The organism is Pseudomonas sp. GL_103, assembly GCF_057835175.1.
In genome coordinates this window covers 748237-773366 of record NZ_CM174420.1, presented here as the reverse complement: position 1 = coordinate 773366, position 25130 = coordinate 748237, and the positions used below count along the sequence as shown (strand labels likewise).

The following is a 25130-nucleotide window of genomic DNA, read 5'->3' as shown; positions in this document are numbered from 1 at the left end:
TTCACTCGAACAGTTCACCTAGTTCTTCAAGCGTTGGCAGTGCTGCCGGAATCACAGAAAGCTCACAATCCAATGCGCACAAAACTCGGGCATACGCGACCATCGCAACGGTGGATGTACCCTTTTCCACGGCAATAACTTTCTGTCGCGGCAACCCGGAAAGCTCGGCAACTCTTGATTGCGTCAGTCCGTGACTCTTACGCTTTTCACGTATTTGGTGTCCCAGGCGGGATAGCAGAAGAGATTGATCCATGTTCGGTTACCGTGACATTGGTGATCGAATGTATTGCATACAGGACATTACTGCGAATCGATTTGGCTCAGCATCCAAGCGGTTACCCATCTCGACGCCTTCCTCACGTCCTAGGACATTTCCCGCAAAACGCATCGCCTTTCATGAACTGGCGGACGCAACTTCTCGACGATAGCCTTCAAGGGTCGCTGCACATCAGCGATCGGCTTTGACAGGCTGAAAAGTGTACCCTTCACACCTCCCAAATCAGACAGCATGCATTCGCGCATGTAGTCACGATTATGGCGGCTGTGCGCGGGGCACCTTCGGGTGCACCGGGTTCTCACACTTCCGGTCTGTCAACCCGCGTATAGCTGCCACCCAATCCTGTTTGACAGCAGGGGATGGCAGCTTCTCTAAACAGTGTGAGGAATGCCATCTTGAAAAAGAACAGCCCCAATCCCCCGGAAACCCCAGCCAATTTAGCTGAAGACAAAATCGACTTATCGAAAACCACCGAACCCACCATCAGCGCCCGCCTCCGCAACCCCAATCACCTCGACCCCATCAGCCACGTCTTCACCCTCCGCCCCAACATCGACACACCGTCCCTGCTCACCCACGCCAGTGAAACCCTCGCCTCGCTCAACGTCATGAGCACTGACCTTGCCTGCGAGCTTGAGAGTTCGCGTCGCAACATCGCCCTGGCGATCCAGCAGCTGGCCGTGCTGGCGCAATTGCTGGTGAACCGGGCACTGGACAACATTGCGCCACTCGACGAAGTGGAGGCTTGAGATGGATCGATACATGCCGATGACCGGCATCGACTGCACCATCGCGTCGCTGCTGATCGACACTGAAGCACCACTGGATGTGCTGCACGAAACAGCCGCTTATCGCATTCGAACCGCGACGCAATTGCTGGAGAGTTTCGCGGCTGACGAGGGTGTTTACAGCGAACTGGCGCGGGTGCTGGTCACGTCCCTGCGCGATGGTTGCGATTTGCTGGATGTGGTTGGGCGGCGGTTGCGGATGCAGGCTTGATCCTTGAAAAATGGACGGTCTCATTGAGATCGTCCAACTCCAGAGCCGCGCTCATCGCAGCACACCACGGATACTTGAACGCGGTTTCTGATGAACCCGCAAAGCCCTTCTACACTCAATCCGCAATCGCCCTGTAACCCCTGTCGAATAGGCCTCCATGACCACCCTCACCGACCGTTTGAAGCAAGGCAAGGATGCGCGCAAGAAGTGTTCCCGCAGTTCGCATGCAGCCTTGGGCAATGTCGACCGCGACCCCATACCGCTGATCAAGGCGTCGAGTGAAGGACGCATCAAATCGCTGGTGGAGTTGCGCTACGGACGCATGCTGGTGTCACCGTTCACCTTCTATCGCGGCAATGCGCTGCTGCAGGCACACGACCTGGCGGGCACCTCGAGCATGGGGCTGGTTTCGCCGATTTGTGGCGATAGCCACTTGATGAACTTCGGCGGTTTCGCAACGCCGGAGCGCAACCTGTTGTTCAGCGTCAACGACTTCGACGAAGCCCATCCCGGGCCGTGGGAGTGGGACTTGAAACGCCTGGTGGCGAGTTTCCTGGTGGCCGCCCGCGACTTGCGCCATGGGGAATCCGTTGAGGAAAACATCTGCCATGACGTGGTAAGCGCCTATCAAAAAACCATGCTGGAGTGCGCCGAACAGAGCTCGCTGGAAACCTGGTACGAATCCATCAGCTATGACGACCTGCTGGCGCAGGCCAACAAAAGCACCATGGAGCATGTGGAACGCGCCATCGCCAAAGCCGAACGGCGCACCCACGCCGAACTGCTGCCAAAAATCAGCGAACGCGACGCCCATGGTCGTCTGATCATTCGCGATGACCTGCCGGAAATTTTCCACCTGCACAAAAACACCACACTGCTGGACGCCGATGACGACTGGTTGCGCCTCTCGGACTGGCGTCCGCTCTACGACACCTTCATGCGCGACTATCGCGGCACCCTGCAAGCGGACCGCCGTGAACTGGTGTCGCGTTTTCACGTGCAGGACATGGCGTTCAAAGTGGTAGGCGTGGGCAGTGTCGGTACCCGTTGCCTGGTGGCGCTGCTGACCGACGATCAGGAGTTCCCGCTGTTCCTGCAATTCAAGGAAGCGCGACGCTCGGTGCTCGCCGGCTACGTGAAGACCAGATCGCGGGTGCGGCATGAGGGGCAACGGGTGGTCGATGGCCAGCGGTTGATGCAATCAGCCAGTGACTTGTTCCTCGGCTGGACCACCGGCCCCAGCGGGCGGCATTTCCATGTGCGGCAATTACGCGATATGAAAATCTCCGCCGAACTCGAGACCTTCGATGGCGACGCATTCGCCGCCTATGGCCGGCTCTGCGGCCGGGCCCTGGCTCGCGCCCACGCCAAGTCTTCCGGGCACGCGGCGGTGATCAGCGGCTATATCGGCAAGAGCGACGCACTGGCCGACGCGCTCTATAAATACGCCCAGGGCTATACCGAGCAGAACGAGCGTGATTTCGAGCGGTTCCAGCAAGCCTGCCGCAAGGGCCGTTTGCGTGCCCGGTCGGAAGCAGACTTTGCCGCGGATCATTTGCCGTAGCGGTGTCGCAAGCTCTGGTACGGAGCTTGGAGCGAGATGAATTTTTCTTCACCCCACGGTTCCGTTACTGCCTGTACATTGCACTCGCTCATTCAAGAAACTACGGTTTGCCCGCCCTCCCGCGGGCTTTTTTTTTAAAAAAAACACGCAGCCCTTTCGGAGTGCGGGTTTTGCGGTTCAATCGTCAGCTCAATTCACAGGTTGAGTCTGAGCCGCCAACACCGGTTGTTGCGCTTTGGAGAGCACGGGCTGTTCCAGCCTCGCTCGCCCGTAAAACGCCAGCGCCGTCAGCAAACACGCCAGCCACACGAAGATCCCGGCCCAGAAGGTGTGGGACATGTAGTGCCACCCTTGCAGTACCCGTGTGGTGCCATAGATGAAACCGAGGGTCAGCGAGCCATACATGATCGCTTTCGAGTAGCGCCAACGATAACGGCGCGCCACGAAGTACAACGCCAGCATGGTGAAACCGCCCGACGCATGTCCGCCCGGCCAGCAGCGCCCCTCACCGGCGACTTTCAGCAGGTCGAAATTTTCATACCACTCAATGTGCTCCATTTTGCCGCCGTACAGGGTCGTCTCGATCGGGCAATACACGCTGGTGTGGCCCTTGAGGTAGTGAATGACCCCGGTGCTGATGGAGAACGCGAACACCACGTAGAGAAAGTCGCGTCGATGGCGGTTGGCAAAACGCAGCACCGGTGCGACTTTGATTTTTTCCAGGAAGGCGATGATTTTCGCGTGCTTTTCGGCCTTCAGGCGTGGCCAGAGAAACGACAGCAAGGCACCAATAATCGCAATTTCACCGGTCCAGTTCGGGATGATCCGCGCCCATTTGTGGGTGATTTTTTCGAACAGATGGACCTGGTCCAACGGGTACGTCTGCGTCACCGGATCAAAAAAGTAATTGTTGAAGACGATGTCGATACTGGTCATGTCGAACATCAGGAACACCACGACCGCGCAGGCCAGCGGAATACCAAAATTCACCCAGTAAAAGCGGGAAACGGTCAGCATGCTCAGTCCTGATTCAAAGGGATGGTGAAATTCAACGGGGCGTCACCGTCGGCCAATCCGATGCTTCGATAAAGCCAAGCATGCGCGGAGTCCGCGGCGATTCGGCGGAGATAAACAGAGAGGCCCCGTAACCCAGGGTCGAAGTCGGCAAATGGAGGTCTTTTTCCAGTTGGTCCATGCATTCGCTGTGGGTCACCAGAATCAGGTTGCGCCCGGCCACCTTGTGCGCCAACGCGTCGCGCAGCATGGTGCCCTTGCAACTGATCAACCAGTCTTCGCCCGTGCCGACCTTGTCGAACATGAAGCTGGCGGTCTGCGCCGTCCGCAGGATCGGGCTGTTGTAGATATCGGCCTTGTCCAGGCCCAGGTTCTGGAAGTGCGCTCCGACACCCATGGCGACACGGCGCGAGCGCTCGGTAATGCCATCGTTGCCAAACAGGCAAGGCGCCGAGGAGTGATCGCAGCGTTCGACGTGGCGCACCAGAACGATCAGGTCGCCCTTGGCCCATCCGGTCATCAACGCCTGTGCACCGGTCACATTGCCGTGAGCCAGGTCCGCAACGGCGGCAGGTCGCAGCAGGAACACCGTCAACGGGATCACCAGCAACGCCGAGGCCAACACCACCGCAGCGTTGCGATAGCGGGCTAAGCGGCTCAGATCGATCGAGCGTTTTATCCCGAAAAGACTCAGTCTTAATTCCACATCAAGCCGCCTCGCCGGCACGCACTACCTCATTAGATCCAGGCAGGTTAAAGAAACGCGCGTCGGTGTCTGGTGAAACCCATGTGAAAAAAAGCTTAAAAGCATTGTAAAAATTTTGTTACAGAATCCGTTCGGAAAAAACCTTTCAGCTCCCGGGATTGCTGCCGATACATCCTGCTTACACAGCTTGGCGGCTTCCAAAAAAAACAATCTTCCAGCCAACCGACGATAAAGAAGTACCAAGTTCCTGGAGGAATGTGATGAATAGCTGGTTCGGCAACATCAGCGTGAACCTGAAACTGGGCCTGGGGTTTGGCCTGGTCCTGGCACTGACCTGCGTCCTGGCCCTGACCGGCTGGACCAGCCTGGGCGGGTTGATCGACCGCAGCAACTGGATGAGCGACATCACCCAGCTCAACGCCGGCCTGACCAAGCTGCGCGTGGTTCGCCTGCAATACATGCTGACCAACGGCGACGAAACCGCCGCGCAGAACGTACAGACCACCCTCGATGCCTTCTCGGCCCAGCAGCAAGCCCTGCTGGCGAAGTTCAAGAGCCCGGAAAACCTCAAGCTGCTGCGAGAGCAAGGCGCCGTCATCGACGCCTACAGGACGTCCCTGGGCAAGATGCGCAGCGCCTATCGCGCCGGCAACAGCGCCCGCGACGCCATGAGTGCCAACGCCGAAACCGCCAGCACGCTGATCAATGACATCAATGCCCGCGTGCAGCAAATGCCGTTGAGCGACCAGCGCTTCGAACAGTTCCAGGCCATAACGACTGCCAAGGAAGCGTTCCTGCTGGCCCGCTACGAAGTGCGCGGCTACACCGCCAGTACCAATGCCGAGACCGAGCAAAAAGCCGTCGGCCAACTGGACGCCGCCATCGCCAGCCTGAAACCGCTGAACGTGCATTTCGCCGACTCCCGGCAAGACGCCCTGCGTCAGCTGGAAACCGCGTTGGGCAACTACCGCAGCGCCTTGCAGACCTACAAGGCCGCCAGCAATGACGCGGTGCAAGCGCGCAAGGAAATGACCGACCAGGGCGCCGCCATCGTATCCCAGAGCGATCAGCTGTATCAGATCCAGCTCGACCGTCGTGACGCCGAAAGCGCCCGGGCCCGTACCCTGCAACTGATCAGCACCCTGCTGGCACTGCTGGTAGGCATCATTGCCGCCGTGGTCATCACTCGCCAGATCACCCGCCCATTGCGCGAAACCCTGGCGGTAGTCGATCGCATCGCCAGCGGTGACCTGTCCCACAATGTGCTGGTCACCCGTCGCGACGAACTCGGGGTGTTGCAGCAAGGCATCGCACGCATGGGCGTGACCCTGCGCGACTTGATCAGCGGCATCCGCGACGGCGTGACCCAGATCGCCAGCGCTGCCGAAGAGCTGTCGGCCGTGACCGAGCAGACCAGCGCCGGGGTCAACAGCCAGAAAGTCGAGACCGATCAGGTCGCCACCGCCATGCACGAGATGACCGCCACCGTGCAGGAAGTCGCGCGCAACGCCGAAGAAGCCTCGCAAGCCGCTGCGGCGGCGGACGGCGAAGCCCGTGAAGGCGACAAAGTGGTCAACGAAGCCATCGCCCAGATCGAGCGCCTGGCCAGTGAAGTGGTGCGCTCCACCGAAGCCATGAGCGTGCTGCAACAGGAAAGCGACAAGATCGGCAGCGTCATGGACGTGATCAAGGCAGTCGCCGAACAGACCAACCTGCTGGCGCTCAACGCCGCCATCGAAGCGGCCCGTGCCGGTGAAGCCGGTCGTGGTTTTGCGGTGGTGGCCGACGAAGTCCGGGGCCTGGCCCAGCGCACGCAGAAATCCACCGAGGAAATCGAAGGCCTGGTGGCCGGTTTGCAGAACGGCACGCAACAAGTGTCCGCCGTGATGAACAACAGCCGCGTCCTCACCGACAGCAGCGTGGCCCTGACCCGCAAGGCCGGCGAGTCACTGGAGAACATCACCCGCACGGTGTCCAACATCCAGTCGATGAACCAGCAGATCGCCGCCGCTGCAGAACAGCAAAGCGCCGTGGCCGAAGAGATCAGCCGCAGCATCATCAACGTGCGCGATGTGTCCGAACAGACCGCTGCGGCGAGCGATGAGACCGCTAAGTCCAGCGTTGAGCTGGCGCGGCTGGGTGGTCAATTGCAGCAGATGGTCAGCCACTTCCGCGTATGACATTCGCCTTGCCGTGAATGAAAGATCCCTTCGCGAGCAGGCTCGCTCCCACAGGTAAAGAGTCGAACACAGACTCTGTGAACGATCCAAAACCCTGTGGGAGCGAGCTTGCTCGCGATTGCATTGTGGATGACTGCGCAGATGCTCAGGCCTCCCAAGGATTGATGACCTCAATCCCGGGAAATCCGAAGTCGCGAATATTGCGGGTGGCTATGGCAGCCCCATGGCTTCGGCAAATGGCGGCAATTTGTGCATCTGCCATTGAAACCGCACGCCCATTTGCTTCAGCACCGGCTGTCAGCGTTGCGTACTCAACAGCGGCATGAGCATCGAAGGGCAAAATGCGTCCGGCAAAGTCCTCTTCGAACATTGCCATGGCATGGGCTTCAAGTTTCTGTTTGCGCTTGCCCGAAGGCAGGCGTGCGATGCCGTGGAGTATTTCCGCCACCGTTACCGCACTGACTGCCAGATCCATCGATGGCTGCGCATCGACCCAGGCAAGCACCCGGGCTTCAGGCTCGACTCGCATAAACTCTGAAAGAACGTTGGTATCGAGCACTATCATTCAGAAAAATCCACCGCCGTTGCTTTCTCTGAACGCTCTGGCAGATCAAGCTCGACGCCTCCGAGAGCGCTGAATCTGTTGCGGATCCTGCTTCCAAGTCCACCGGCACGATCAACAGTCGCCAAGGCCCTGCCCAGAATCAGCCGAGCCTCTTCTTCCATGGAATGTCCGTTATGAGCCGCTGTGATACGCAGCTGCTCCTTGAGCTTCTCATCAAGGTTTCTAATTGTGATGCTGGCCATGATGCCTCCTGCAATCAATGAAATCATTGATTGCAGGCTAGCACATCCTGGTAAACCAAAACCCGGCAATCTTCCGAATGGCCAATATCACCGCGTCCCGCGCTGGCGCAATGCCGACGGCATGAAGTACGCGTCTTCCGGTACCGGTTGGGCGAAGTCCACTGTGGCTGGCTCTTCGTTGTCCAGGTTCTGCACGTAGTAACGACGCGCCTGCAAGTCATGGAATACGTCCAGCGCGCTCCAGGTGGTGGGCAGGTCGTAGAAGTTTTTCAGGTAAGCCATCGACACCCGCCACAACTCCCCTCGCCCGTCGTATTGATCCACCAATGCGGCGCCCCAACTGTCCTCGTCCAGAAACAGCACTCGCTTGGAATAGATATGCCGTGCACCCGGCTTGAGCGTGCCTTCGACCACCCAGACCCGATGCAGCTCATAACGGGTGAATTGAGGGTTGAGGTGGCCCGGTGTGAGCAACTGCTCGTACTTCACCTCAGGGCTGCCGACTTTGTAGTTGTTATAGGGAATGTAGACCTCTTGCTTGCCCTTGAGCTTCCAGTCGTAGCGGTCTGGCGAGCCGTTGAACATGTCCGTATCGTCCGCCGTGCGCAGGCCGTCGGATGAGGCGATCGGGGTGTCATACGCCAGGTTCGGCGCCCGGCGCACACGACGCTGACCCGCATCGTAGACCCAGGCCTGACGCGGGTCCTTGAGCTGGTCCAGGGTCTCGTGAACCAGTGCCGCACCGCCCGCCAGCCGGGCCGGGCTCTTCACGAATGCCAGGTAGTAGAACAGGATGTTTTTCAGGTCGGCAAACTGCCCGCCCGGACGGTAATAGTTGAAGAGTCCCTCCTGCTGCGAGGTCACGAGCGCGAAGCTGCCGTTGCGTTGTACCGGCGCTTCGGAGGCACGACGGACCACATAGATGCCGCGATAACGGGTGATGTGGTTCGACAGCACCTCGATGCCATCCTTGGGCACCGGGAACGGCACACCGCCATAGGCATCGGCAAAACCGGTCCCGCCATCGATCAGCTTGGCCGAGGTCGCATTTTTCAAGGTGTTGTCATACAGCCACTGCGGCGCCGAGCCCGAGCGGCGAGAGGGATAGACCGGCATCTGGAAGGTGTCGGGGTAGCTGTTGAACAGTGCGATCTGACCCGGGCTGAGGTGGGCCTTGTACTGTTCAAGGTTGGCCTTGGTGATGGTGAACAGCGGCTTGTCCGCCGCATACGGGTCCAGGTGATGCTGGCCGGGTTTGTAGCCCGCCGGCGCCTGGGTGATGCCGCCGCTCCATGCCGGAATGGTCCCGGCCGCGTTGCCGGCACGCTCGGCCCCCATCGGCGTCAGCGTGGTCTTCAATTGCTCGGCTTGCTGGGGCGTGACCGCGGCGAGTGCGCTGCCAGCGGCCAGGCTCAGGAACAGCGCCAGCGTGGTCTTGGTCAGTCGTGAGGTGTGAAACATGATCGTTCTCCGAAATACAAAAACCTGTGGGAGCGGGCTTGCTCGCGAAGAGGGCGGCACATCCAGCACAGATGTCGCCAGATACACCGCTTTCGCGAGCAAGCCCGGTCCCACACAGGGTCTGCGTGTAGCAATCAAAGGAAGTACTTGAGGTTGAAGCCGACGTTGTCGCGGTCACGCAGGCCGTTGTCCTGCCCGCCACCGTAGAACTCGGTGTATTGCAGCTCGGCCTCCAGCTTGTTCTGGTAGTTGGCCTTGATCCCCAGGGTATAGGCCTTGCGGCCCTCGATGATGTTGCCCGCCTGATAGCTGTTGCCCTCGAAGTCATCCTTGTAGACGACATAAGGCGAGACGTTGACCCCGGCATACACGTCGTTCCAGGTGCCGTTGAGCATCGCGGTGTAGCTGTAGGAGTTGCGGTTGACCTGGTCGCTGCGTTCGCCGCCGGACACATAGGAAAAGTTACCGGTGCCAGCGTAGTAACGGGTACTGCCGTCATACGCGGTGTATTGCAGGCTGCTACCGCGCAGGTGCTCGGACGCCAGTTCGAATACGCCGAACATCGAGTCGAATGACAGGCTCGGGCCAAAGTTGTAAATGGTGCCCACGGACGTGTTGAACGCTTCCACCCGCTCGGCGTTATTGATCTGGCTGTCGAGCGTGACTTGCTGCCCACCGATGTTGATGGTCTGGCCGCCTGCCGCTGCGGCGGCGCCGTTGGCCAGGTCGCCGATCAGGTCGTTGGTGGCGGCAACCCCGATGGGCAGGTTCGGCCGATAGGCCACTTCACCGAACACCGACGCCTGGCCCAGGGTGGTGTTGAAACTGAAGCCGTACATGCGGATGTCTTCGGCGTAGCGCCGATGCGCCTGGATATTGCCCAGCACATCCATGGTCGCCAGGCCGTTGGCCAGTTGCCCCGCCTGACTGCCGGCGACACCGGCCAACAGGTTGGTCAGGGCATTCATGTCGATGCCCTGGTATCCGCCCAGATCGGCGGAAATGGTCGGCTCCTTGGCGTGGTAGTTGACCATGTACAACCCGAACTCGGTGCTGTTGAGCTCTTCTACGATGTAGCGAAAAGCGAAACCGAACTGGCCGTCGTTGCGCGCATTGAAATCCTTGCCGACCGTGGCCACTTTGACGGTGTTGCCAAAGGCTGGGGTTACCCCGTTGGCGTACAGGCCGGTAGTGCTCAGGGCCTGGCTGAGCAGCGGGTTGTTGCCCAGCGCGCTGTACAGATCGATGACGTTGCCGAAGCCAGGCACCGGAGTGTCCAGCGCGGTACCGCTGAAGTTGTTGTAGGCGGTGTTGCCGCCGTCGGCGAACAGGTCCGTCTGCGAGTAGAACGTGCCAACCGGGTCGATGCGGGTTTCCTTCCAGTTCGTCTGGTAAAAGCTTTCCATGGTCAGGCTATCGGTCAGGCCGATGTTGAAGCTCAGCGCTTCCACTGGTACCAGCACTTCCTTGACTTCGGCCCCGGGCAGACGGTACTTGGCCGCATCCACCGGGTTGGTGGTGTTGATCCCGCCACGGTAGAAAATCCCCTCGCCCCAGTTGAACACCTGGCGCCCGATACGTGCCGTGAGCGGCATCTGCGCGACGTCCCAGTTGCCATAGAGGTAGGCGTCGAGCATCTCCACCCGGCTGCCGGCGATATCGCGGGTCTGGTCAGTGAAGTGGTCGTCCTGCGGGAAACTCTGGCTGGGTTGCGACGGGTTGTTGTTGCGGTAGTAATCGTTGCGCTTGTCCATCAGTTGGGTGTCATAGAACGCGGTGCCGCGCACGAACATCCCGTAGTTCTGATAGTTGGCCTCGAGCTCCGAGGTGATCTTGTACACCTCGGAAACCAGCCCGGTATCGAAGTTGCGATTGCCGTCGTTGGTATTGACGTCGTCGTTGTTCTTGTCCCGGCCCTGGACCCGCCACAAGCGGCCATAAGACAAGGTACTGTCGAATGAACCGGTGACCTGGTTGTCCAGCACGCTGAACTCCTTGGCCTGCACGCCGTCGACCGCGCACAGTTGCAGCAGCCCTGCCAGGCCCACGCCGGGAAGCGCCGCGCCAGACAGGCGAAATCGAGTGCTCATGATCCTTTCCTCTTTCCCTGGTTTTATTGTTTTTGTCTTCTGACACCGTTGCAACGATGGCTATGGCGCCAATCCCGCACGGGCGTACATCCGGCTGTGGGCGCCGAAATGCCCCAGCAGTTTGAGCAGCTGCCGGTTAAGTGCCGGATGGTCGAAGTCTTCGCGTTGCAGCTGATTACTGCTGCTGAAATCGCTGGTGATCGGTGCTGTGTCCAGCCACTGGCCGATGGCTTCATCAAACGCCGCGGATTGGTCGACGGACTCGGCACTCACCACTTCGCGCAGGTAGTCGACCGAGTACGGCGGATAACGGGCGTCCTGTGCAGAATCGGCATAAGCGTCGAGCATCGGGTGTGCCTGACCGGCGCGCAGCAGGCGACGAAGCCAGGTCGACTGATATTTCTCCACCTCCATGTGCCGGGTGGCGACCCGTTCGATGGCCGCATGCTTGTCGGCATCGAAGCCGGCCAGGGCCTTGCCTTCAAGCAACAACAGGCTCGCCAGTTCGACACCCGGCAGCGGCTTGGCGTGATACGGCTGGGTCAGGTCCTGAACGTGGTGCAGGCCCCAACCGAGAAATCGATAACCCCAATAGGGATGGCCAGTGGCAAACGCCAGTCGCGCCAACCCCATGTATTGGTAGGCGCGCCAGTCCGGCCAGCTGCGCTGAAGAAAACCGGCGGCGGCATACACCACCGGGCTTTCATGGAAGAAGCCCATATGAAAGGGCGCCTGGGAGCTGTACTGAAAACGCGCGTCACCGAAAGGCTGCGGGCCGAAACCGTACAACGCGCCCACCTCGCCCGGGTTGTCGCTGAACAGGTTGATGTCGTGGCCGTAATCCGGCTCGTCGGCGGCGCTGGCCAACACGGCCAGGGGCGCGACTGGTTCGTGGTCAGCCACAACGATGAAGCGCTGGCGATTCCACGGTGAGAGCGTCTGCTCCACCATGACTTGTCCGGCCTTGAGGTGTTCACGCTCGGGCAGATCCTTGCCCGGCAGCGGCTGGATGACCATCGCCAAATGAACCCCGGGATTGATGCGCAGTGCGGTGAGGAAGTCGTGGCGCAGATTGTCCCCAGGCACGGCTGGCAACCGCAGGTTGTCGGGGCGCGGCGGGTATTGGGCGAAGTGCTCGCGGGCGAAGCGTTCCTGCTCATCCAGCAGCGCACTCACGGCCTGGTATTGCTGCGAAAGAAACTGTTCCAGCGGCTCGACTTCGACCTGTGGCGCATCACGTAACGTCGGCAAATCCTGCAACGCCAGGTAGCTGCCCACCGTATGGTTGGACCAGCCCCAGGCTGTCGGGGCAGTTGCACAAAGCAGCAACAGGAGGAATGTCAGCTTCATTGCCTGGTTCTTATTGGATGTGCCGTGGGGGTTGAGCCTAACAACCGACCCTGCCCCTGACACTGTCCAATCTCACCAGAAAAGCTCTCCGATAGCGCCACATGCAAGGTTGCCTATGGTTCCTCTGTAGGAGCTGCCGAAGGCTGCGATCTTTTGATTTTGGCGGACTCGAAGATCAAAAGATCGCAGCCTTCGGCAGCTCCTACAGGGGGGGATCTACGGTGTTCTTTCAGGCGGGGTAACCGGTAATTTTGCGGATGCTCTGGTACAACGGCTTGAGCTGTCGATACATGCGCAGGTAGACCTCCTTGTACAGTCGCTCATAGATCTGCTGCGCCTCGGGTTGCGGCATGAAAACCGCACCGACCCGCGTCATGGAGGCCATCGCCGTGGGGAAATCTGCGTGCAACCCCAGCCCTACCGCGCAGCAAATGGCCGCGCCCAGGCCGGACGCTTCGTAGACGTGCGGACGCTCGGCCGGCAGGCCGAAAATGTTCGCCGTGAGTTGCATCGCGGCATCACTCTGCGAACCTCCTCCGGCAACACGCAAGCGCGTGATCGAGACCTTCGAGCGCTTCTCGATCTTCTCCATGCCCTGACGCAAGGCATACGCCAGGCCTTCGAGGATCGCCCGGTAAATGTGCGCGCGGGTATGCACGTCGCCGAAGCCGATCATCGCGCCCTTGGCTTCCACACCCGGCTCGCGGATGCCGGGCGACCAGTAGGGTTGCAGCATCAACCCCATGGAGCCCGGCGGCACCGCGTCGACCAGCGCATCGAAGAGTTGCTCGGGCTCCACGCCCTGGGCTTTGGCCTGCTGCATTTCCCGCAGGCCGAACTCGTTCTTGAACCAGCTGACCATCCAGTAGCCGCGATAGATCATCACCTCGCAGTTGTATTGATCCGGCACCGCGGACGGGTAAGGTGGAATCAACGGGACGATTTCCAGATAGCGCGACCGGGTGCTGGTGATCGTCGCCGTGGTGCCGTAGGAAAGGCACACGGTACCTGCGTCGACGACACCGGAACCCACGACTTCGCAGGCCTTGTCGGCACCCGCGGCGATCAGCGGCAGCCCCTCGGGAATGCCGGTGTGGCGGCTGGCCTCGGCGCTGATGTAGCCTAGGGTTTCACCGGGCTTGTGCAGGCTCGGCAGTTGCTCGGGACGCACCGCCAGCGCCTGCCATTTCCAGTCGGCGGGTGCGGCCCAGCGCAAGCGCTTGAAGTCGAACGGCAGGTAACCGACGCAACAGCCCACCGAATCGACAAAGCGCCCGCAAAGGCGATGGGTGAGAAACCCCGAGAGCAGCAAGAACTTGTCGGTCGCCGCCCACACTTCAGGCTGATTGCGGGCGATCCAGTTGGCCTCGGCCTGGGCGCGAAAGTAGTCCACCGTGGCTTGCGCGCCGACCAGTTTGAACAGCCAGCCCCACGGGCCCTTGATGCCGCCTTTGACTTCGGCCTGGCGTTGATCGAGCCACAGGATCGCCGGGCGCAGCGCCTTGCCTTGGGCATCGACGTTGATCACGGTGCCGCGCTGGGTGGTCAGGGATACCCCGGCAATCTGTGAACGATCGATGCCGGTTTGCTGCCACAACTGCTGGCAGGCCTCACCCAGTTTTGCCCAGTAATATTCCGGGTCCTGCTCGGCCCAGCCGGGTTGAATCGAGTAATAGGCCTGCAACTCGACCTTGCCTTTGCCCAGCAGATTGCCCTGCAGGTCGAAGAGCAGCGCGCGCACGCTCTGGGTGCCATTGTCGATGGCCAACAGGTAACGCTTGTTCGGGTGGTTATCCATGGAGCTCTCTTCAATGGGCATCAATGCGCGGCATCCGGTAAACCATGATGGCGTTGCCACAACGCCCGATAACGCTGTAATTCCTGCTGCCAATGCTCATCGTCCCAACCCAGTCGCGGTTGGCAGAGTTGGCGAATGGCAGCGAAATAATCCTCGCCACCGCGCGGCAGCAACAGGCCCAGGCGGGTTCGGCGTAGCAGCAGGTCATCCAGGTGCAGGACCATTTCCCCATCGCAGGCAACGGCCAATTCCGCCCACAAGGTGTCAGTGCCGCCGACGCTGTCGTGACCCAATTCGACGAGTAGCTTCGCCAGCCTCGGCAGGTTGCGGCCATGCCGCCCGGCCAGGCGCCGCCAACGGTTGGCGCTGAGCCCCGGTATCGCCAGCGGCGGCACGGCGGCGAACACCGGCGCGGCGTCATCAACGAATGGACGGTCGAGCATGGCCGCGCAAGCCTTGAGCACTTCGATGGCCTGCGGGCGAAAGGTGGTCAGCTTGCCGCCGGCCAGGGTCACGCAACCAGGCTCCTGCCACAGCACATGCTCACGGGTTTCATTCGACGGTTTGTCTTGGTGCTCACCCGCCGCACTGCCCACCACCGGGCGCACTCCCGACCAGGTCGACAGCACATCGGCTGCGACCACCCCGGCCTGGGGGAACTGTTGGCTGCAGGCCGCCAGCAGATAGTCGAGTTCATCAAAGCTGATGCTCGCGCTCTGGTCCAGATCGCCGTGATGATCGAGGTCCGTGGTGCCGACCACCGTGGCACCCTCCCACGGGAAAACGAACACCGGTCGACGGTCGCGCTCGTGGAGGAAGGTGAAGGCTTGCGCCACTGGCAAGCGCCAGCCCGGCAACAACAGATGACTGCCACGCAAGGGGCGCAACTGGCGAGGGGCATCGGGCAGACGCAAGCGCTCGGCCCACGCGCCGGTGGCCACGGCCAGCACACCGCAACGCAATGTCAGTGATCCGCCGCCCTCGCAGTCTTCGACCTCAACCCCGCAAACGCGCCCCTCTTCACGCAGTAATTGCTGCACGCGCACGCCGTTGAGCACCACGGCGCCGTCGGCCCGGGCCTCGCCCAATACGCGCATCACCAGACGGGCATCATCGGTCAGCGCATCGACAAAACAGGTGCCGCCCAGCAGGTCGTCTTCCTTCACCCCGGGCGCCAGATAACGCAGTTGTTGCGCATCATGGAAGTGATGGCTGCGCCGCCCGGCCAATGCGTCATAGATGGACAGCAAACCACCCAGCACCCGAGGTCCGGGAAAACCGCCACGGTAATGCGGCATCATGAAACTCATCGGCTCCACCAGCCCCGGCGCTTCGTCGAGCAGGCGCTGGCGTTCGCGGACCGAATCGCGGGTCAGGCGCCATTGGCCCTTGGCGATATAACGCAGGCCACCATGGACCATTTTCGAGGAGCGGCTGGAGGTGCCCCAGGCGAAATCGCGCTGCTCCAGCAGCAGGCAGCGCCAGCCACGACGCGCGGCTTCGCGCAGGATACCGGCGCCGCTGATGCCGCCGCCGATGACGATCAGGTCCCAGGTTTCATCCGCCAGCGTCGGCAGCACCCGCTGTCGCCACGCCGCGTTCCAGTCCAGGCTCATGGCCGTCACTCCTGCAACAGCGTGCCAGGGTTCAGGCGCCCGGCCGGATCAAAATGCCGACTCAGTGCCTGCAGGGTTTCCATCGCCAGCGCGCCCTTCTCCCGCCGCAGGTACGGCGCGTGATCCTTGCCCACGCCATGCTGGTGACTGATGGTGCCGTGGTTGTCGACGATGGTCTGGCTGGCCGCCTGCTTGAGTGCCTGCCAGCGCGCCAGGGTGGCGGGGTAGTCCGCCGCCGGGCGAAACACATAGGTGGTGTAGATGCTCGACCCTTCGCCATAGACATGGGAAAGGTGGGTGAAGACATGCACCCGCTCGCCTTCGGCAGCCAAGGCGTCGCGCAGGCTGTTTTCGATCAGCGTGAGCAGGTTATCGACGTTGCTCCAGTCAGTGGCCGTTTCCAGGGTGTCCACCACATAACCTGCGCTCCACAGGTTTTCGCGCAGGTAGGGAAAACGAAAACGGTTCTGCGCCCACTTCTTGCCGAGCAAGGTGCCGGTAAACACCCCGCCGAAGGCCTTGAGGTGCTGCCGGGCCTGACGCAGGGACAGCGCATTTTGCCGACGATTGCCGGTCACGCCGAACGTCAGCAGGCATTTGCCCTCACCGGCGCCGCGCAGGGCCAGGTACTTTTCCAGCCAGGCGATCTGCTGCGGGTGACCGGCCAGCGCCAGCTGGGTTTCGGTTTCCACCGCGTTGGACAGGCGCAGCATCGACAGCGGCACGCGCGCCTGGGCCAACTGGCGGATGGCTTGCAGCGCCTTGGGCCAATCGGGCAGAAACACCCCATAGAAACGCTCATCGGCGGGCAGTGCGCTGACCCGTACCTTCACCTCGGAAATGATCCCGAAACGGCCCTCACAGCCCAACACCACCTCGCGCAGATCGGGCCCGGCCGCCGAGGCCGGAAAGGAGGGAATTTCCAATGGCCCGGCAAAGGTCTCCAGGGTCCCGCCGGCGAACAGTTGCTCGATCCGCCCATAGCGCAACGACTGCTGGCCACTGGAGCGGCTGGCGACCCAACCACCCAGGGTCGACAGCTCCCACGACTGCGGGAAATGCCCCAGGGTGTAACCACGGGCGCGCAGCTGACTTTCCACCTGCGGTCCGCTGATGCCGGGGCCGAAGGTGGCCAGCAGGCTCTCTTCGTCGAGGTCCAGCAGGCGATTCATGCGGGCCAGGGAAACCGTCACCACCGGCCGCGCGGAACTCGGTGGGTTGATATGACCGGCCACCGAAGTGCCGCCGCCATAAGGAATCAGGCACAGGTCCTGTTCATGGGCGAGCAGCAGTAATCGGCGAATCTGTTCAGCGCTCACGGGATAGGCCACAGCGTCGGGATAATTTCCCAGCTCGCCCTCACGCAACGCCAGCCAGTCCGGCAGGCTCTGGCCGCGAGCATGCAGCAAACGATCATGGGCATCCACGCTGTACAAGAAGTGTTGCTGCAACCGCGACGGGGGCACGCGGGCCAAAGCTGTCTCAAGCGTCGCATCGGGCAGCGCTCGACCGTCACCCACCCGCCGGGCGAGAAAACTCGCGCCCTGGGCCGGCAGTTCGACCACCGTGGTTGCATCTCCCCAGCCGTTCCAGCGTCGCATGCGTGTGTCCTTTTGCGGTTCTGATCAGTGATATTTCAGGCCCCCATACTAGTCAGCCGCCCGAAAGTGTCACGGTCGCATCCGGCCAGTTCGAGTAGCCAATTGAGTCAAACGTCGCGCAAGCGTCAGCCATTTACTTTAGCCGTGGTTTCAAATTACCTTTCAGCGCATTCATCCGCGCACGCGGGCCTTGATCAAAGGAATACGGTCATGCAATCCCTGGGCTTCACTTCAGTTCCGCCGCTGCTCAAATACCTGCGTCATGCCGAACAACTGGGCATGGCCATCGAGCCTGCGTTGGCGGCTGCCGGGTTGCAGGCACAGCAGTTGAGTGACAACAGCCTGCGGTTGCCGGGCGAAGCCCATGAACGGCTGCTCGATTATTTCTGCGAACACTCGGGCGATGCGTTGTTCGGTCTCAACGCCGCGCGTTTTGTGTTGCCCAACTCCTGGAGCGTGCTGGGCTACATCACCATGAACTGCGCGACACTGGGCGACGCCATGAGCCGCATCATGCCGTTCGAGAAGCTGGTGGGAGACATGGGCGTCAGCCGCGCCGAGGTGCAAGGCAGCGAGGTGCACCTGATCTGGACATGCCGCCATCAACGCCCGCGAATTCGCCGGCATCTGGTGGAAAACGTGCTCGGTTCCTGGCTGCAATACGCGCGCTGGATCGCCGACACGCAAATGTCGCCGGCCGCCGTCTGGCTGGAACATGCCTGCCCGGCCGACACGACGCTGGCAGAGTACGAGCAGTTCTTCGACTGCCCGGTACTGTTCGACCAGCCTTATTCGGCGCTGATTGTCCCGTTGCCGTATTTGCAGTTGCCATTGCGCCAGGCCGATGCGCAATTGCTGCGCACGCTGGAAGAACATGCCCAGGGATTGATGGCCACACTGGAAGACGCGTCGCTGGAGCAGCGGGTCAAAAGCATCCTGCGAAAGTTGCTCAAGGAAGGTCTGCCACGCAAGGAGCAGGTGGCCGAGCATCTCGCCGTGTCAGTGCGCACGCTGCAACGCCAGCTGCATCTGGCCGGTACGTCGTACCAGCAGATCCTCGATGACCTGCGCCAGGAACTGGCCGAGCATTACCTGCTCAACAGTACTCTGCCGATCCAGGACATCGCCCAGTACCTGGGTTTCACCGAACCCCGCTCGTTTCACCGCACGTTCAAAAGCCGGCGCGGGATGCCGCCGGGTGAGTTTCGCCAAACCCACCGGGTTTGACGCAGTCCTCGAAACTCACTGAAAACCCGTGCGCAAGTCCCCTTCCCGGGCCAGGAACCGCCCTTCCCTGCGCCCGTTGGCCTGGCCATCGCGGTAGCTCAACACACCGTTGACCCATACGCCCTCGATGCCTTGCGCCGCCCGCTGCGGGTCGTTGAAATCGGCGACATCGCGGATGGTTGCCGGATCGAACAACACCAGGTCAGCCCAATGGCCTTCGCGGATCTCACCGCGCCCCTTCAAACCGAAGCGTGCCGCCGACAGCCCGGTCATTTTGTGCACGGCGGTGTGCAGCGGGAACAGTCCTACGTCACGGCTGAAATGTCCGAGCACCCGAGGGAATGCGCCCCACAGGCGTGGGTGCGGAAACGGATCTTCCGGCAGGCCGTCGGAGCCGACCATCGACAGCGGGTGCGCGAGGATTCTGCGGACATCCGCCTCATCCATTCCGTAGTACACCGCACCGGCCGGTTGCAGATGGCGAGCGGCCTCCAGCAGCGACACATTCCATTCGGCGGCAATGTCCATCAGGTCGCGGCCGCCCATTTCCGGGTGCGGGGTCGACCAGGTGATGGTGATGCGATGGGCGTCAGTAACCTGCTTCAAATCCAGCGTCGAAGAACTCGCTGCATACGGATAACAATCGCAACCCACCGGATGGGTTTTCGCCGCCTGTTCGAGGGACGCCAGCAGCTGCGGACTACGCCCCCAGTTACCGGCGCCGGCACATTTGAGGTGGGAAATGATCACCGGGCTTTGCGCATGGCGGCCGATCTTGAACGCCTCGTCCATGGCCTCCAGCACCGGTTCGAATTCGCTGCGCAAATGGGTGGTGTAGACCGCCCCGAACGCGGTCAACTCTTCGGTCAGCTGCATCACTTCCTCGGTGGATGCCGAGAAGGCACTGGCATAGGCAAGGCCGGTGGACAGGCCCAGGGCGCCAGCCTCAAGGCTTTCGCGCAATTGCTCGCGCATCGCGCTGATTTCATCCGCCGTGGCGGTGCGAAACAGGTCGTCCAGATGATTGCTGCGCAACGCCGTGTGGCCGACCAGTGCGGCAACGTTCAGCGTGGTGCTCGCCGCTTCAACCGCCGCGCGGTAGTCGCGAAAGCTCGGATAAACGAACGCGGCGGCCATGCCCAGCAGGTTCATCGGGTCCGGCGGATCGCCGCGCAAGCTCACTGGCGACGCACTGATCCCGCAATTGCCGACGATGACCGTGGTCACACCCTGGCTGAGCTTGGGCAGCATCTGCGGCTGACGGATCACCACGGTGTCGTCATGGGTGTGCACGTCGATGAAACCCGGCGCCAGCACATGGCCCTGCGCGTCGATTTCTTCGCTGGCGCGGGCATCGCGCAAGTCGCCGATACGCTCGATGCGCCCGTTGAGAATGGCCACGTCGGCGGGGTAACCGGGGCTGTTGCTGCCGTCGATGATCAGGGCGTTGCGAATCAGCGTGTCGTACTGCATGTCAGTCTCCCAGCGGCAAGTGATCGTCGCCGCCGCGGTATTCGTCGAGGGCGAGTTTGATCCGCCGCAGACGTTCTTGATTGTCTTCAGGATTGGCCAACGCCAGCTCGGTGGCGAGCACGTCGATGGCCAGCAGCATGCCGTAGCGCGCTGCCGTGGGTTTGTAGATGAACGAAGTTTCGGCGCTTTGCAGGGGCAGGACGATGTCGGCCAGTTGCGCCAGCGGCGAATCGGCACGGGTGATGGCCAGAATGCGTGCGCCGTAGTTGCGCGCCAGCTCCACCGTTTCGATCAGCTCCGGGGTGATCCCGGTCAGCGAGCAGACAATCACCACGTGCTCAGCGCTGAGGCTGGCGGCGGTGACGCGCATCATCACCGCATCGTGGCACACCGCGATCGGATAGCCGAGGCGCACCAGACGCACTTGCAGTTCATCGCTGCACAGGGTCGAGCAGCCACCCATGCCGAAAGCGTGAATCATCCGCGCCTTGCCCAGCAGCTTCACCGCATCGGCGAAACGCGACTCATCGAACGCCGCCAGGTGCTGGCGCAAGGTCGACTCGATGTCGCCCACGATCTGCCCGTAGAACGCCGACTGCTCGGGCGTGCCCGCCGGGTCGAGAAAGCGGCTGCCGACGCCGCTGGCCTGGGCCAGTTGCAAGCGCAGGTCACGCAGGTCCTTACAGCCGACCGTACGGGCGAAGCGCGACAGCGTGGCGCTGCTGACCTCCGCCCGCAGCGCCAGTTCATCGAGGCTGGCGGAGGCGGCAAATCCTACGTCGTCGAGCATCAGGCGGGCGATGCGTCCTTCACCGGCGCTGAAGGAGTCCTGACGGGCGCGGATCTGGTAGAGGATGTCCATGCAAGTGGCTCCGGCTAAATCAGGTAAGAAAGGCCAACGGTCAGGCCGAAGGCGACGACCGAGATCAATGTCTCGAGCACGGTCCAGGTCTTGAAGGTTTGGGTAACGGTCATGTTGAAGTATTCCTTGATCAACCAGAAACCGCCGTCATTGACGTGGGAAAAGATAACCGACCCGGCGCCAGTCGCCAGCACCAGCAGTTCCGGATGGGGATAACCCAGACCAATGGCCACTGGCGCGACCACGCCTGAAGCGGTGGTCATGGCCACAGTGGCAGAACCGGTGGCGATGCGCATCAGCGCGGCAAACAGCCAGCCCATCAACAGCGGCGACAAATGAAACTCGTGGGCCAGACCGACGATCTGGTCGGTGACGCCGGCGTCCACCAGAATCCGGTTCAAGCCACCGCCGGCGCCCACCAGCAGCGTGATGCTCGCGGTCGGCGCCAGGCATTCGTTGGTGAACTTGAGGATCGATTCGCGGTTGAAGCCCTGGGCCAGGCCGAGGGTCCAGAAGCTCAGCAAAGTCGCCAGTAGCAGCGCGATCACCGAGTTGCCGATGAACAGCAGGAACTGGTTGAAACCACTGCCCGGCGTGGAAATCAGATTGGCCCAGCCGCCGATCAGCATCAACACCACAGGCAACAGGATGGTCGCCATGGTGATGCCGAACCCTGGCAGGCTGTCGCGCGGTTCACGCTCAAGAAACTGTCGTTCCAGAGGGTTTTCCGCCGGCAACTGAATGCGCGGCACAATGAATTTGGCGTACAGGGGACCGGCGATGATCGCGGTCGGAATGCCGATCAGTATCGCGTACATCAAGGTCTGCCCCACCGACGCCTGATACACCTGCACCGCCAGCATCGCCGCCGGGTGCGGCGGTACCAGCGCATGCACCACCGAAAGCCCGGCGACCATCGGCAAGCCGACCATCAGGATCGAGACGCCCACCCGCCGCGCCACGGTAAAGGCAATCGGCACCAGCAAGACGAAACCGACTTCGAAGAACAGCGGCAGCCCCACCAGAAACGCGATGGTCACCATCGCCCAATGCGCGTTCTTCTCGCCAAAGCGGTCGATCAAGGTGCGCGCCACCTGCTCAGCGCCACCGGACTCGGCCATCATCTTGCCGAGCATGGTGCCCAGCGCCACCACCAGTGCGATATGCCCCAGGGTCTTGCCGACCCCGGCCTCGTACGCCCCCACCACACCGGACGGCGGCATCCCGGCGACCAGCGCCAGGCCGATGGAGATCAGGGTGATGACAATGAACGGGTTGAGTCGATAACGGGCGATCAGAACGATCAGAGCGATGATGGCGATGGCGGCATACACCAGCAGCCAATAGCCGAAGGACAGGGTCATGCGGTACTCCTCGAGAGGGTCACGTCGAAATATTTGTGAAACTCTTAAAACATTTCGAGGCGCGATTATCAAACGAGGTGAAAGTAATTTTCGTGCAGAGGTAAGGGGTGTCGCACAGAGGTATGAGTTGTCGCAAATAATGAAAGTCAGGCAGGCGGATTTTCATCGCGCCGGCCTGTTTGATTTCAGTCGTGCTGCATCCGGGCACGCTTGAGCAATTTCTTGCAGCGTTCGGACAAATGCAGCACCCGCAGGTGTTTGCCGGCCTTGGCGTAGCGCTCGCGCAAGGTACCCAGCGCGGCGATGGCCGAGTAGTCGACAAAACTCAGGTGCAGGCAATCCAGCGTCACTTGCGCCGGGTCATTGGCCGGATCGAACTGATTGAGGAAAGGTGTGGTCGAGGCGAAGAACAGCGTGCCATGCACCCGATACAGCTTGCTGCCGTCGTTCTCCAGGTGGCTGTCGGCATACAACTGTCGGGCCTGCTGCCAGGCAAAGTTCAGCGCCGCGATGATGATCCCGCAAAGCACCGCCATTGCCAGGTCGGTGAACACGGTAATCACCGTCACCGCGATGATCACCAGCACGTCGTTCAACGGCACCTTGTTCAGCACCCGCAACGAGGCCCAGGCGAAGGTCTGTTGCGCCACCACGAACATCACCCCCACCAGCGCGGCCAGCGGAATGCGCTCGATCAGCGGCGACAGAAACAGGATGAACAACAGGATCGACACCCCGGCCACCATCCCGGACAAGCGCCCGCGCCCGCCGGAGCTGAGGTTGATCACGGTCTGGCCGATCATCGCGCAACCGCCCATGCCGCCAAACGCCCCGGACACCACATTCGCCGCCCCCAGGGCCACGCACTCGCGATCCGGGTAGCCACGGCTTTCGGTGATTTCGTCGGTGAGGTTCAGGGTCAACAGGGTTTCCAGCAACCCGACCAGCGCCATCAGGATCGCGTAGGGCGCGATGATGCGCAGGGTGTCCAGGTTCCACGCAATGTCCGGCAGCGCCAGCGTCGGCAAGCCACCGGCGATGTGCGCCATGTCGCCCAGGGTGCGGGTCGGCAGGCCCAGCAGATACACCGCCAGGCCCACGCCGAGAATCGCCACCAGCGCCGGCGGCACCGTACGGGTCAGGCGCGGCAGCACGTAGACAACGGCCATGGTCACCGCAACCAGCCCGATCATCATGTACAGCGGCGTACCGCTCAACCAGGTCTCACCGCTCTTGAAATGCTCCATTTGCGCCAGGGCAATGATGATCGCCAGGCCGTTGACGAAGCCGAGCATCACCGGGTGCGGCACCATGCGTACCAGTTTGCCGAGCTTGAGCAGCCCGAACGCCATCATGATCAGCCCGCCCAGCAACACCGTGGCCAGCAGATACTGCACGCCGTGTTGCACCACCAGCGCGACGATCACCACGGCCATCGAGCCGGCCGCGCCGGACACCATGCCCGGTCGCCCGCCGAACAGCGCGGTCAGGGTGCAGATGATGAACGCGCCATAGAGCCCCATCAGCGGATTGAGATGGGCCACCAGCGCGAAAGCGATGCACTCGGGCAACAGGGCGAAGGACGTGGTAAGTCCGGCCAGGACATCGGCGCGTAGACGTTTTGCTTTCATGGGGAACCGCACACAGGGAGAGACGAAAAAGAGTGTGCGGATGTTACGGAATCGGGGGCCGACCGGCCATCATCTGTGTCATCGAAAAAGTCTTCGCGAGCAAGCCCGCTCCCACATTCGATCGCATTCCTTCTGACGGAGCGCGATCAATTGTGGGAGCGGGCTTGCTCGCGAAGAACGATGACGCGGTCTAAAGCGAACTCACACCATCTCGTCGCGAATCCACTCCACCACCGACGTGCGCTTTGGCACCCAACCCAACAATTCCCGCGCATGCTTACCGCGCACCCGGCTGTTGGAGCCCAAACCATAGTTGGCCATTTCATAGCCCCACTCGGCTTCCGCATCCTTGAGCGCCCAGTCCTGCGGCTCGCCCAGGTTCAGCGCCTGGGCCATGGCCGTGGTCATGTCGATGAACGACGCTTCACCGCTTTCGACGAAGTAGAAGGTGCCTGGTACGTTTTCAGTCAGCGCCAGCAGGTACAGCGCCACCACGTCCTCAATGTGCACATTGGACCAGATGTTCTGGCCCGGTCCGACATGACGCACCACACCGCTTTTGCGCGCCTGTTTCAGCAGGCGCGGCAGCTGCACGCTGTCACGATGGACACCCAGGCTGTGGCCGTAGATCAGCGTGTTGCAGATCACTGCCGAGTTCACCCCGTCCATGGCCGCCGCCAGGATCAGGTTGTCGATGGCCACGCGCGCTGCCTTGTCGACTGTCGGTTTCGGCAGGTTGTCTTCGAAGTAGATGACATCGCTGGATTTACCGCCCGAGGCATCACCGACGATGCTCGAACCGCTGGTGTGCAGGAACACTTTGCCAGCACCGCGCAAGGCATCGAGCAAGGCTTCCACCGCGCCACGATGATCGCTGCTGGCGGCGTTGATCACAGCGTCCGCAGCAAGCGCATGATCGGCCAACAGGGCGGAGTCGTCGAGGGTGCCGATCACCGGGGTGATGCCCAGTGCACGCAGCTCATCGGCTTGTTCGGCGCTGCGCACCAGACCGGTGACGTTGTGGCCGGCCTGGACCAGGCCCGTGGCGATGGATCCACCGATAAAACCGGCGGCACCGGTAATGAATACATTCATGGAGAAACTCCCTGC

Annotated in this window: 21 protein-coding genes and 1 pseudogene; 6 read left to right on the top strand and 16 right to left on the bottom strand. The window is 61.6% G+C overall.

Annotated features, from left to right (window positions below; translation table 11 throughout):
* Position 1: 1 nt before the first annotated feature.
* Positions 2-253: a helix-turn-helix transcriptional regulator gene (locus AC3IP0_RS03445; protein WP_095942455.1), complete on the bottom strand. Its 252-nt coding sequence runs from the start codon at positions 251-253 to the stop codon at positions 2-4.
* Between the two features lie 419 nt (positions 254-672).
* Between AC3IP0_RS03445 and AC3IP0_RS03440 the strand changes: the two genes are divergently transcribed.
* From AC3IP0_RS03440 to AC3IP0_RS03430, 3 genes are all read left to right on the top strand, one after another.
* Complete coding sequence (locus AC3IP0_RS03440) at positions 673-1026, top strand: DUF6124 family protein (RefSeq protein WP_489326656.1); 354 nt, start codon at positions 673-675, stop codon at positions 1024-1026.
* 1 nt (position 1027) lies between these two features.
* A complete protein-coding gene (locus AC3IP0_RS03435) occupies positions 1028-1276 on the top strand; it encodes a hypothetical protein (protein ID WP_489326654.1) in 249 nt (82 codons plus the stop codon).
* A 157-nt stretch (positions 1277-1433) separates the two neighbouring features.
* Positions 1434-2840, top strand: a complete 1407-nt coding sequence (locus AC3IP0_RS03430; protein WP_489326652.1) for a DUF2252 domain-containing protein — start codon at positions 1434-1436, stop codon at positions 2838-2840.
* Positions 2841-3029: 189 nt separating this feature from the next.
* Here the strand turns inward: AC3IP0_RS03430 and AC3IP0_RS03425 are convergent, their stop codons facing one another.
* Together AC3IP0_RS03425 and pmrG are read right to left on the bottom strand one after the other, a co-directional pair.
* Positions 3030-3857 (bottom strand): phosphatase PAP2 family protein, encoded by an 828-nt coding sequence (locus AC3IP0_RS03425; protein ID WP_489326650.1) that lies wholly within the window; start codon positions 3855-3857, stop codon positions 3030-3032.
* A gap of 31 nt (positions 3858-3888) precedes the next feature.
* Positions 3889-4560, bottom strand: coding sequence for a lipopolysaccharide core heptose(II)-phosphate phosphatase PmrG (gene pmrG, locus AC3IP0_RS03420; RefSeq protein ID WP_489326649.1), 672 nt, complete (start codon positions 4558-4560; stop codon positions 3889-3891).
* A 260-nt stretch (positions 4561-4820) separates the two neighbouring features.
* Between pmrG and AC3IP0_RS03415 the strand changes: the two are divergent.
* Together AC3IP0_RS03415 and AC3IP0_RS03410 are read left to right on the top strand one after the other, a co-directional pair.
* Positions 4821-5834, top strand: a pseudogene (locus AC3IP0_RS03415) (methyl-accepting chemotaxis protein); the annotation flags it as partial.
* Between the two features lie 42 nt (positions 5835-5876).
* Complete coding sequence (locus AC3IP0_RS03410; protein WP_371318451.1) at positions 5877-6740, top strand: methyl-accepting chemotaxis protein; 864 nt, start codon at positions 5877-5879, stop codon at positions 6738-6740.
* 145 nt (positions 6741-6885) lie between these two features.
* Here AC3IP0_RS03410 and AC3IP0_RS03405 read toward each other — a convergent pair whose 3' ends face one another.
* The 8 genes from AC3IP0_RS03405 to AC3IP0_RS03370 form a co-directional block, all read right to left on the bottom strand.
* Positions 6886-7305 carry a type II toxin-antitoxin system VapC family toxin gene (locus tag AC3IP0_RS03405; RefSeq protein WP_489318266.1) on the bottom strand — a complete coding sequence of 140 codons (420 nt, stop codon included), beginning with the start codon at positions 7303-7305 and terminating at the stop codon, positions 6886-6888.
* The gene (locus AC3IP0_RS03400) at positions 7302-7547 is read right to left on the bottom strand and encodes a FitA-like ribbon-helix-helix domain-containing protein (protein WP_046038645.1); all 246 of its coding nucleotides are present in this window, start codon (positions 7545-7547) and stop codon (positions 7302-7304) included. The genes AC3IP0_RS03405 and AC3IP0_RS03400 overlap by 4 nt, the downstream gene beginning before the upstream one ends.
* Before the next feature lie 87 nt (positions 7548-7634).
* Positions 7635-9008 carry a DUF1329 domain-containing protein gene (locus tag AC3IP0_RS03395; RefSeq protein WP_489318265.1) on the bottom strand — a complete coding sequence of 458 codons (1374 nt, stop codon included), beginning with the start codon at positions 9006-9008 and terminating at the stop codon, positions 7635-7637.
* Between the two features lie 134 nt (positions 9009-9142).
* Positions 9143-11098 (bottom strand): DUF1302 domain-containing protein, encoded by a 1956-nt coding sequence (locus tag AC3IP0_RS03390; RefSeq protein WP_489318264.1) that lies wholly within the window; start codon positions 11096-11098, stop codon positions 9143-9145.
* Between the two features lie 60 nt (positions 11099-11158).
* On the bottom strand, positions 11159-12448 hold the full coding sequence (locus AC3IP0_RS03385; protein ID WP_489318263.1) for a phospholipase: 1290 nt from the start codon (positions 12446-12448) through the stop codon (positions 11159-11161).
* Between the two features lie 229 nt (positions 12449-12677).
* Positions 12678-14246, bottom strand: a complete 1569-nt coding sequence (locus tag AC3IP0_RS03380; RefSeq protein WP_489318262.1) for an FGGY-family carbohydrate kinase — start codon at positions 14244-14246, stop codon at positions 12678-12680.
* Between the two features lie 20 nt (positions 14247-14266).
* Complete coding sequence (locus AC3IP0_RS03375; RefSeq protein WP_489318261.1) at positions 14267-15862, bottom strand: glycerol-3-phosphate dehydrogenase/oxidase; 1596 nt, start codon at positions 15860-15862, stop codon at positions 14267-14269.
* A 5-nt stretch (positions 15863-15867) separates the two neighbouring features.
* Entirely contained in the window at positions 15868-17463 is a 1596-nt protein-coding gene (locus AC3IP0_RS03370) for an FAD-binding oxidoreductase (protein WP_489318260.1), read from the bottom strand.
* A gap of 210 nt (positions 17464-17673) precedes the next feature.
* Here AC3IP0_RS03370 and gliR point away from each other — a divergent pair, with 210 nt between their 5' ends.
* Positions 17674-18690 carry an AraC family transcriptional regulator GliR gene (gene gliR / locus AC3IP0_RS03365; protein ID WP_056728148.1) on the top strand — a complete coding sequence of 339 codons (1017 nt, stop codon included), beginning with the start codon at positions 17674-17676 and terminating at the stop codon, positions 18688-18690.
* 15 nt (positions 18691-18705) lie between these two features.
* On the opposite strand, the gene AC3IP0_RS03360 is transcribed toward gliR, so the two are convergent.
* The 5 genes from AC3IP0_RS03360 to AC3IP0_RS03340 form a co-directional block, all read right to left on the bottom strand.
* The gene (locus AC3IP0_RS03360) at positions 18706-20163 is read right to left on the bottom strand and encodes an N-acyl-D-amino-acid deacylase family protein (RefSeq protein ID WP_489318259.1); all 1458 of its coding nucleotides are present in this window, start codon (positions 20161-20163) and stop codon (positions 18706-18708) included.
* Between the two features lies 1 nt (position 20164).
* The gene (locus AC3IP0_RS03355; protein ID WP_046038631.1) at positions 20165-21025 is read right to left on the bottom strand and encodes a MurR/RpiR family transcriptional regulator; all 861 of its coding nucleotides are present in this window, start codon (positions 21023-21025) and stop codon (positions 20165-20167) included.
* Positions 21026-21039: 14 nt separating this feature from the next.
* The gene (locus AC3IP0_RS03350) at positions 21040-22389 is read right to left on the bottom strand and encodes a GntT/GntP/DsdX family permease (RefSeq protein ID WP_008047545.1); all 1350 of its coding nucleotides are present in this window, start codon (positions 22387-22389) and stop codon (positions 21040-21042) included.
* A 185-nt stretch (positions 22390-22574) separates the two neighbouring features.
* Entirely contained in the window at positions 22575-24020 is a 1446-nt protein-coding gene (locus tag AC3IP0_RS03345; RefSeq protein WP_489318258.1) for a SulP family inorganic anion transporter, read from the bottom strand.
* Between the two features lie 201 nt (positions 24021-24221).
* Positions 24222-25115 (bottom strand): NAD-dependent epimerase/dehydratase family protein, encoded by an 894-nt coding sequence (locus tag AC3IP0_RS03340; protein WP_489318257.1) that lies wholly within the window; start codon positions 25113-25115, stop codon positions 24222-24224.
* Between the last annotated feature and the right edge of the window lie 15 nt (positions 25116-25130).

Coding starts and splice junctions, on each gene's coding strand:
- AC3IP0_RS03445 (WP_095942455.1), bottom strand. CDS start 253: ATGGATCAATCTCTTCTGCTATCCCGCCTGGGACACCAAATACGTGAA.
- AC3IP0_RS03340 (WP_489318257.1), bottom strand. CDS start 25,115: ATGAATGTATTCATTACCGGTGCCGCCGGTTTTATCGGTGGATCCATC.
- AC3IP0_RS03400 (WP_046038645.1), bottom strand. CDS start 7,547: ATGGCCAGCATCACAATTAGAAACCTTGATGAGAAGCTCAAGGAGCAG.
- AC3IP0_RS03435 (WP_489326654.1), top strand. CDS start 1,028: ATGGATCGATACATGCCGATGACCGGCATCGACTGCACCATCGCGTCG.
- AC3IP0_RS03375 (WP_489318261.1), bottom strand. CDS start 15,862: ATGAGCCTGGACTGGAACGCGGCGTGGCGACAGCGGGTGCTGCCGACG.
- AC3IP0_RS03430 (WP_489326652.1), top strand. CDS start 1,434: ATGACCACCCTCACCGACCGTTTGAAGCAAGGCAAGGATGCGCGCAAG.
- AC3IP0_RS03380 (WP_489318262.1), bottom strand. CDS start 14,246: ATGGATAACCACCCGAACAAGCGTTACCTGTTGGCCATCGACAATGGC.
- AC3IP0_RS03385 (WP_489318263.1), bottom strand. CDS start 12,448: ATGAAGCTGACATTCCTCCTGTTGCTGCTTTGTGCAACTGCCCCGACA.
- AC3IP0_RS03350 (WP_008047545.1), bottom strand. CDS start 22,389: ATGACCCTGTCCTTCGGCTATTGGCTGCTGGTGTATGCCGCCATCGCC.
- AC3IP0_RS03410 (WP_371318451.1), top strand. CDS start 5,877: ATGGGCGTGACCCTGCGCGACTTGATCAGCGGCATCCGCGACGGCGTG.
- AC3IP0_RS03345 (WP_489318258.1), bottom strand. CDS start 24,020: ATGAAAGCAAAACGTCTACGCGCCGATGTCCTGGCCGGACTTACCACG.
- AC3IP0_RS03405 (WP_489318266.1), bottom strand. CDS start 7,305: ATGATAGTGCTCGATACCAACGTTCTTTCAGAGTTTATGCGAGTCGAG.
- AC3IP0_RS03355 (WP_046038631.1), bottom strand. CDS start 21,025: ATGGACATCCTCTACCAGATCCGCGCCCGTCAGGACTCCTTCAGCGCC.
- AC3IP0_RS03370 (WP_489318260.1), bottom strand. CDS start 17,463: ATGCGACGCTGGAACGGCTGGGGAGATGCAACCACGGTGGTCGAACTG.
- AC3IP0_RS03390 (WP_489318264.1), bottom strand. CDS start 11,098: ATGAGCACTCGATTTCGCCTGTCTGGCGCGGCGCTTCCCGGCGTGGGC.
- AC3IP0_RS03360 (WP_489318259.1), bottom strand. CDS start 20,163: ATGCAGTACGACACGCTGATTCGCAACGCCCTGATCATCGACGGCAGC.
- gliR (WP_056728148.1), top strand. CDS start 17,674: ATGCAATCCCTGGGCTTCACTTCAGTTCCGCCGCTGCTCAAATACCTG.
- AC3IP0_RS03425 (WP_489326650.1), bottom strand. CDS start 3,857: ATGCTGACCGTTTCCCGCTTTTACTGGGTGAATTTTGGTATTCCGCTG.
- AC3IP0_RS03395 (WP_489318265.1), bottom strand. CDS start 9,008: ATGTTTCACACCTCACGACTGACCAAGACCACGCTGGCGCTGTTCCTG.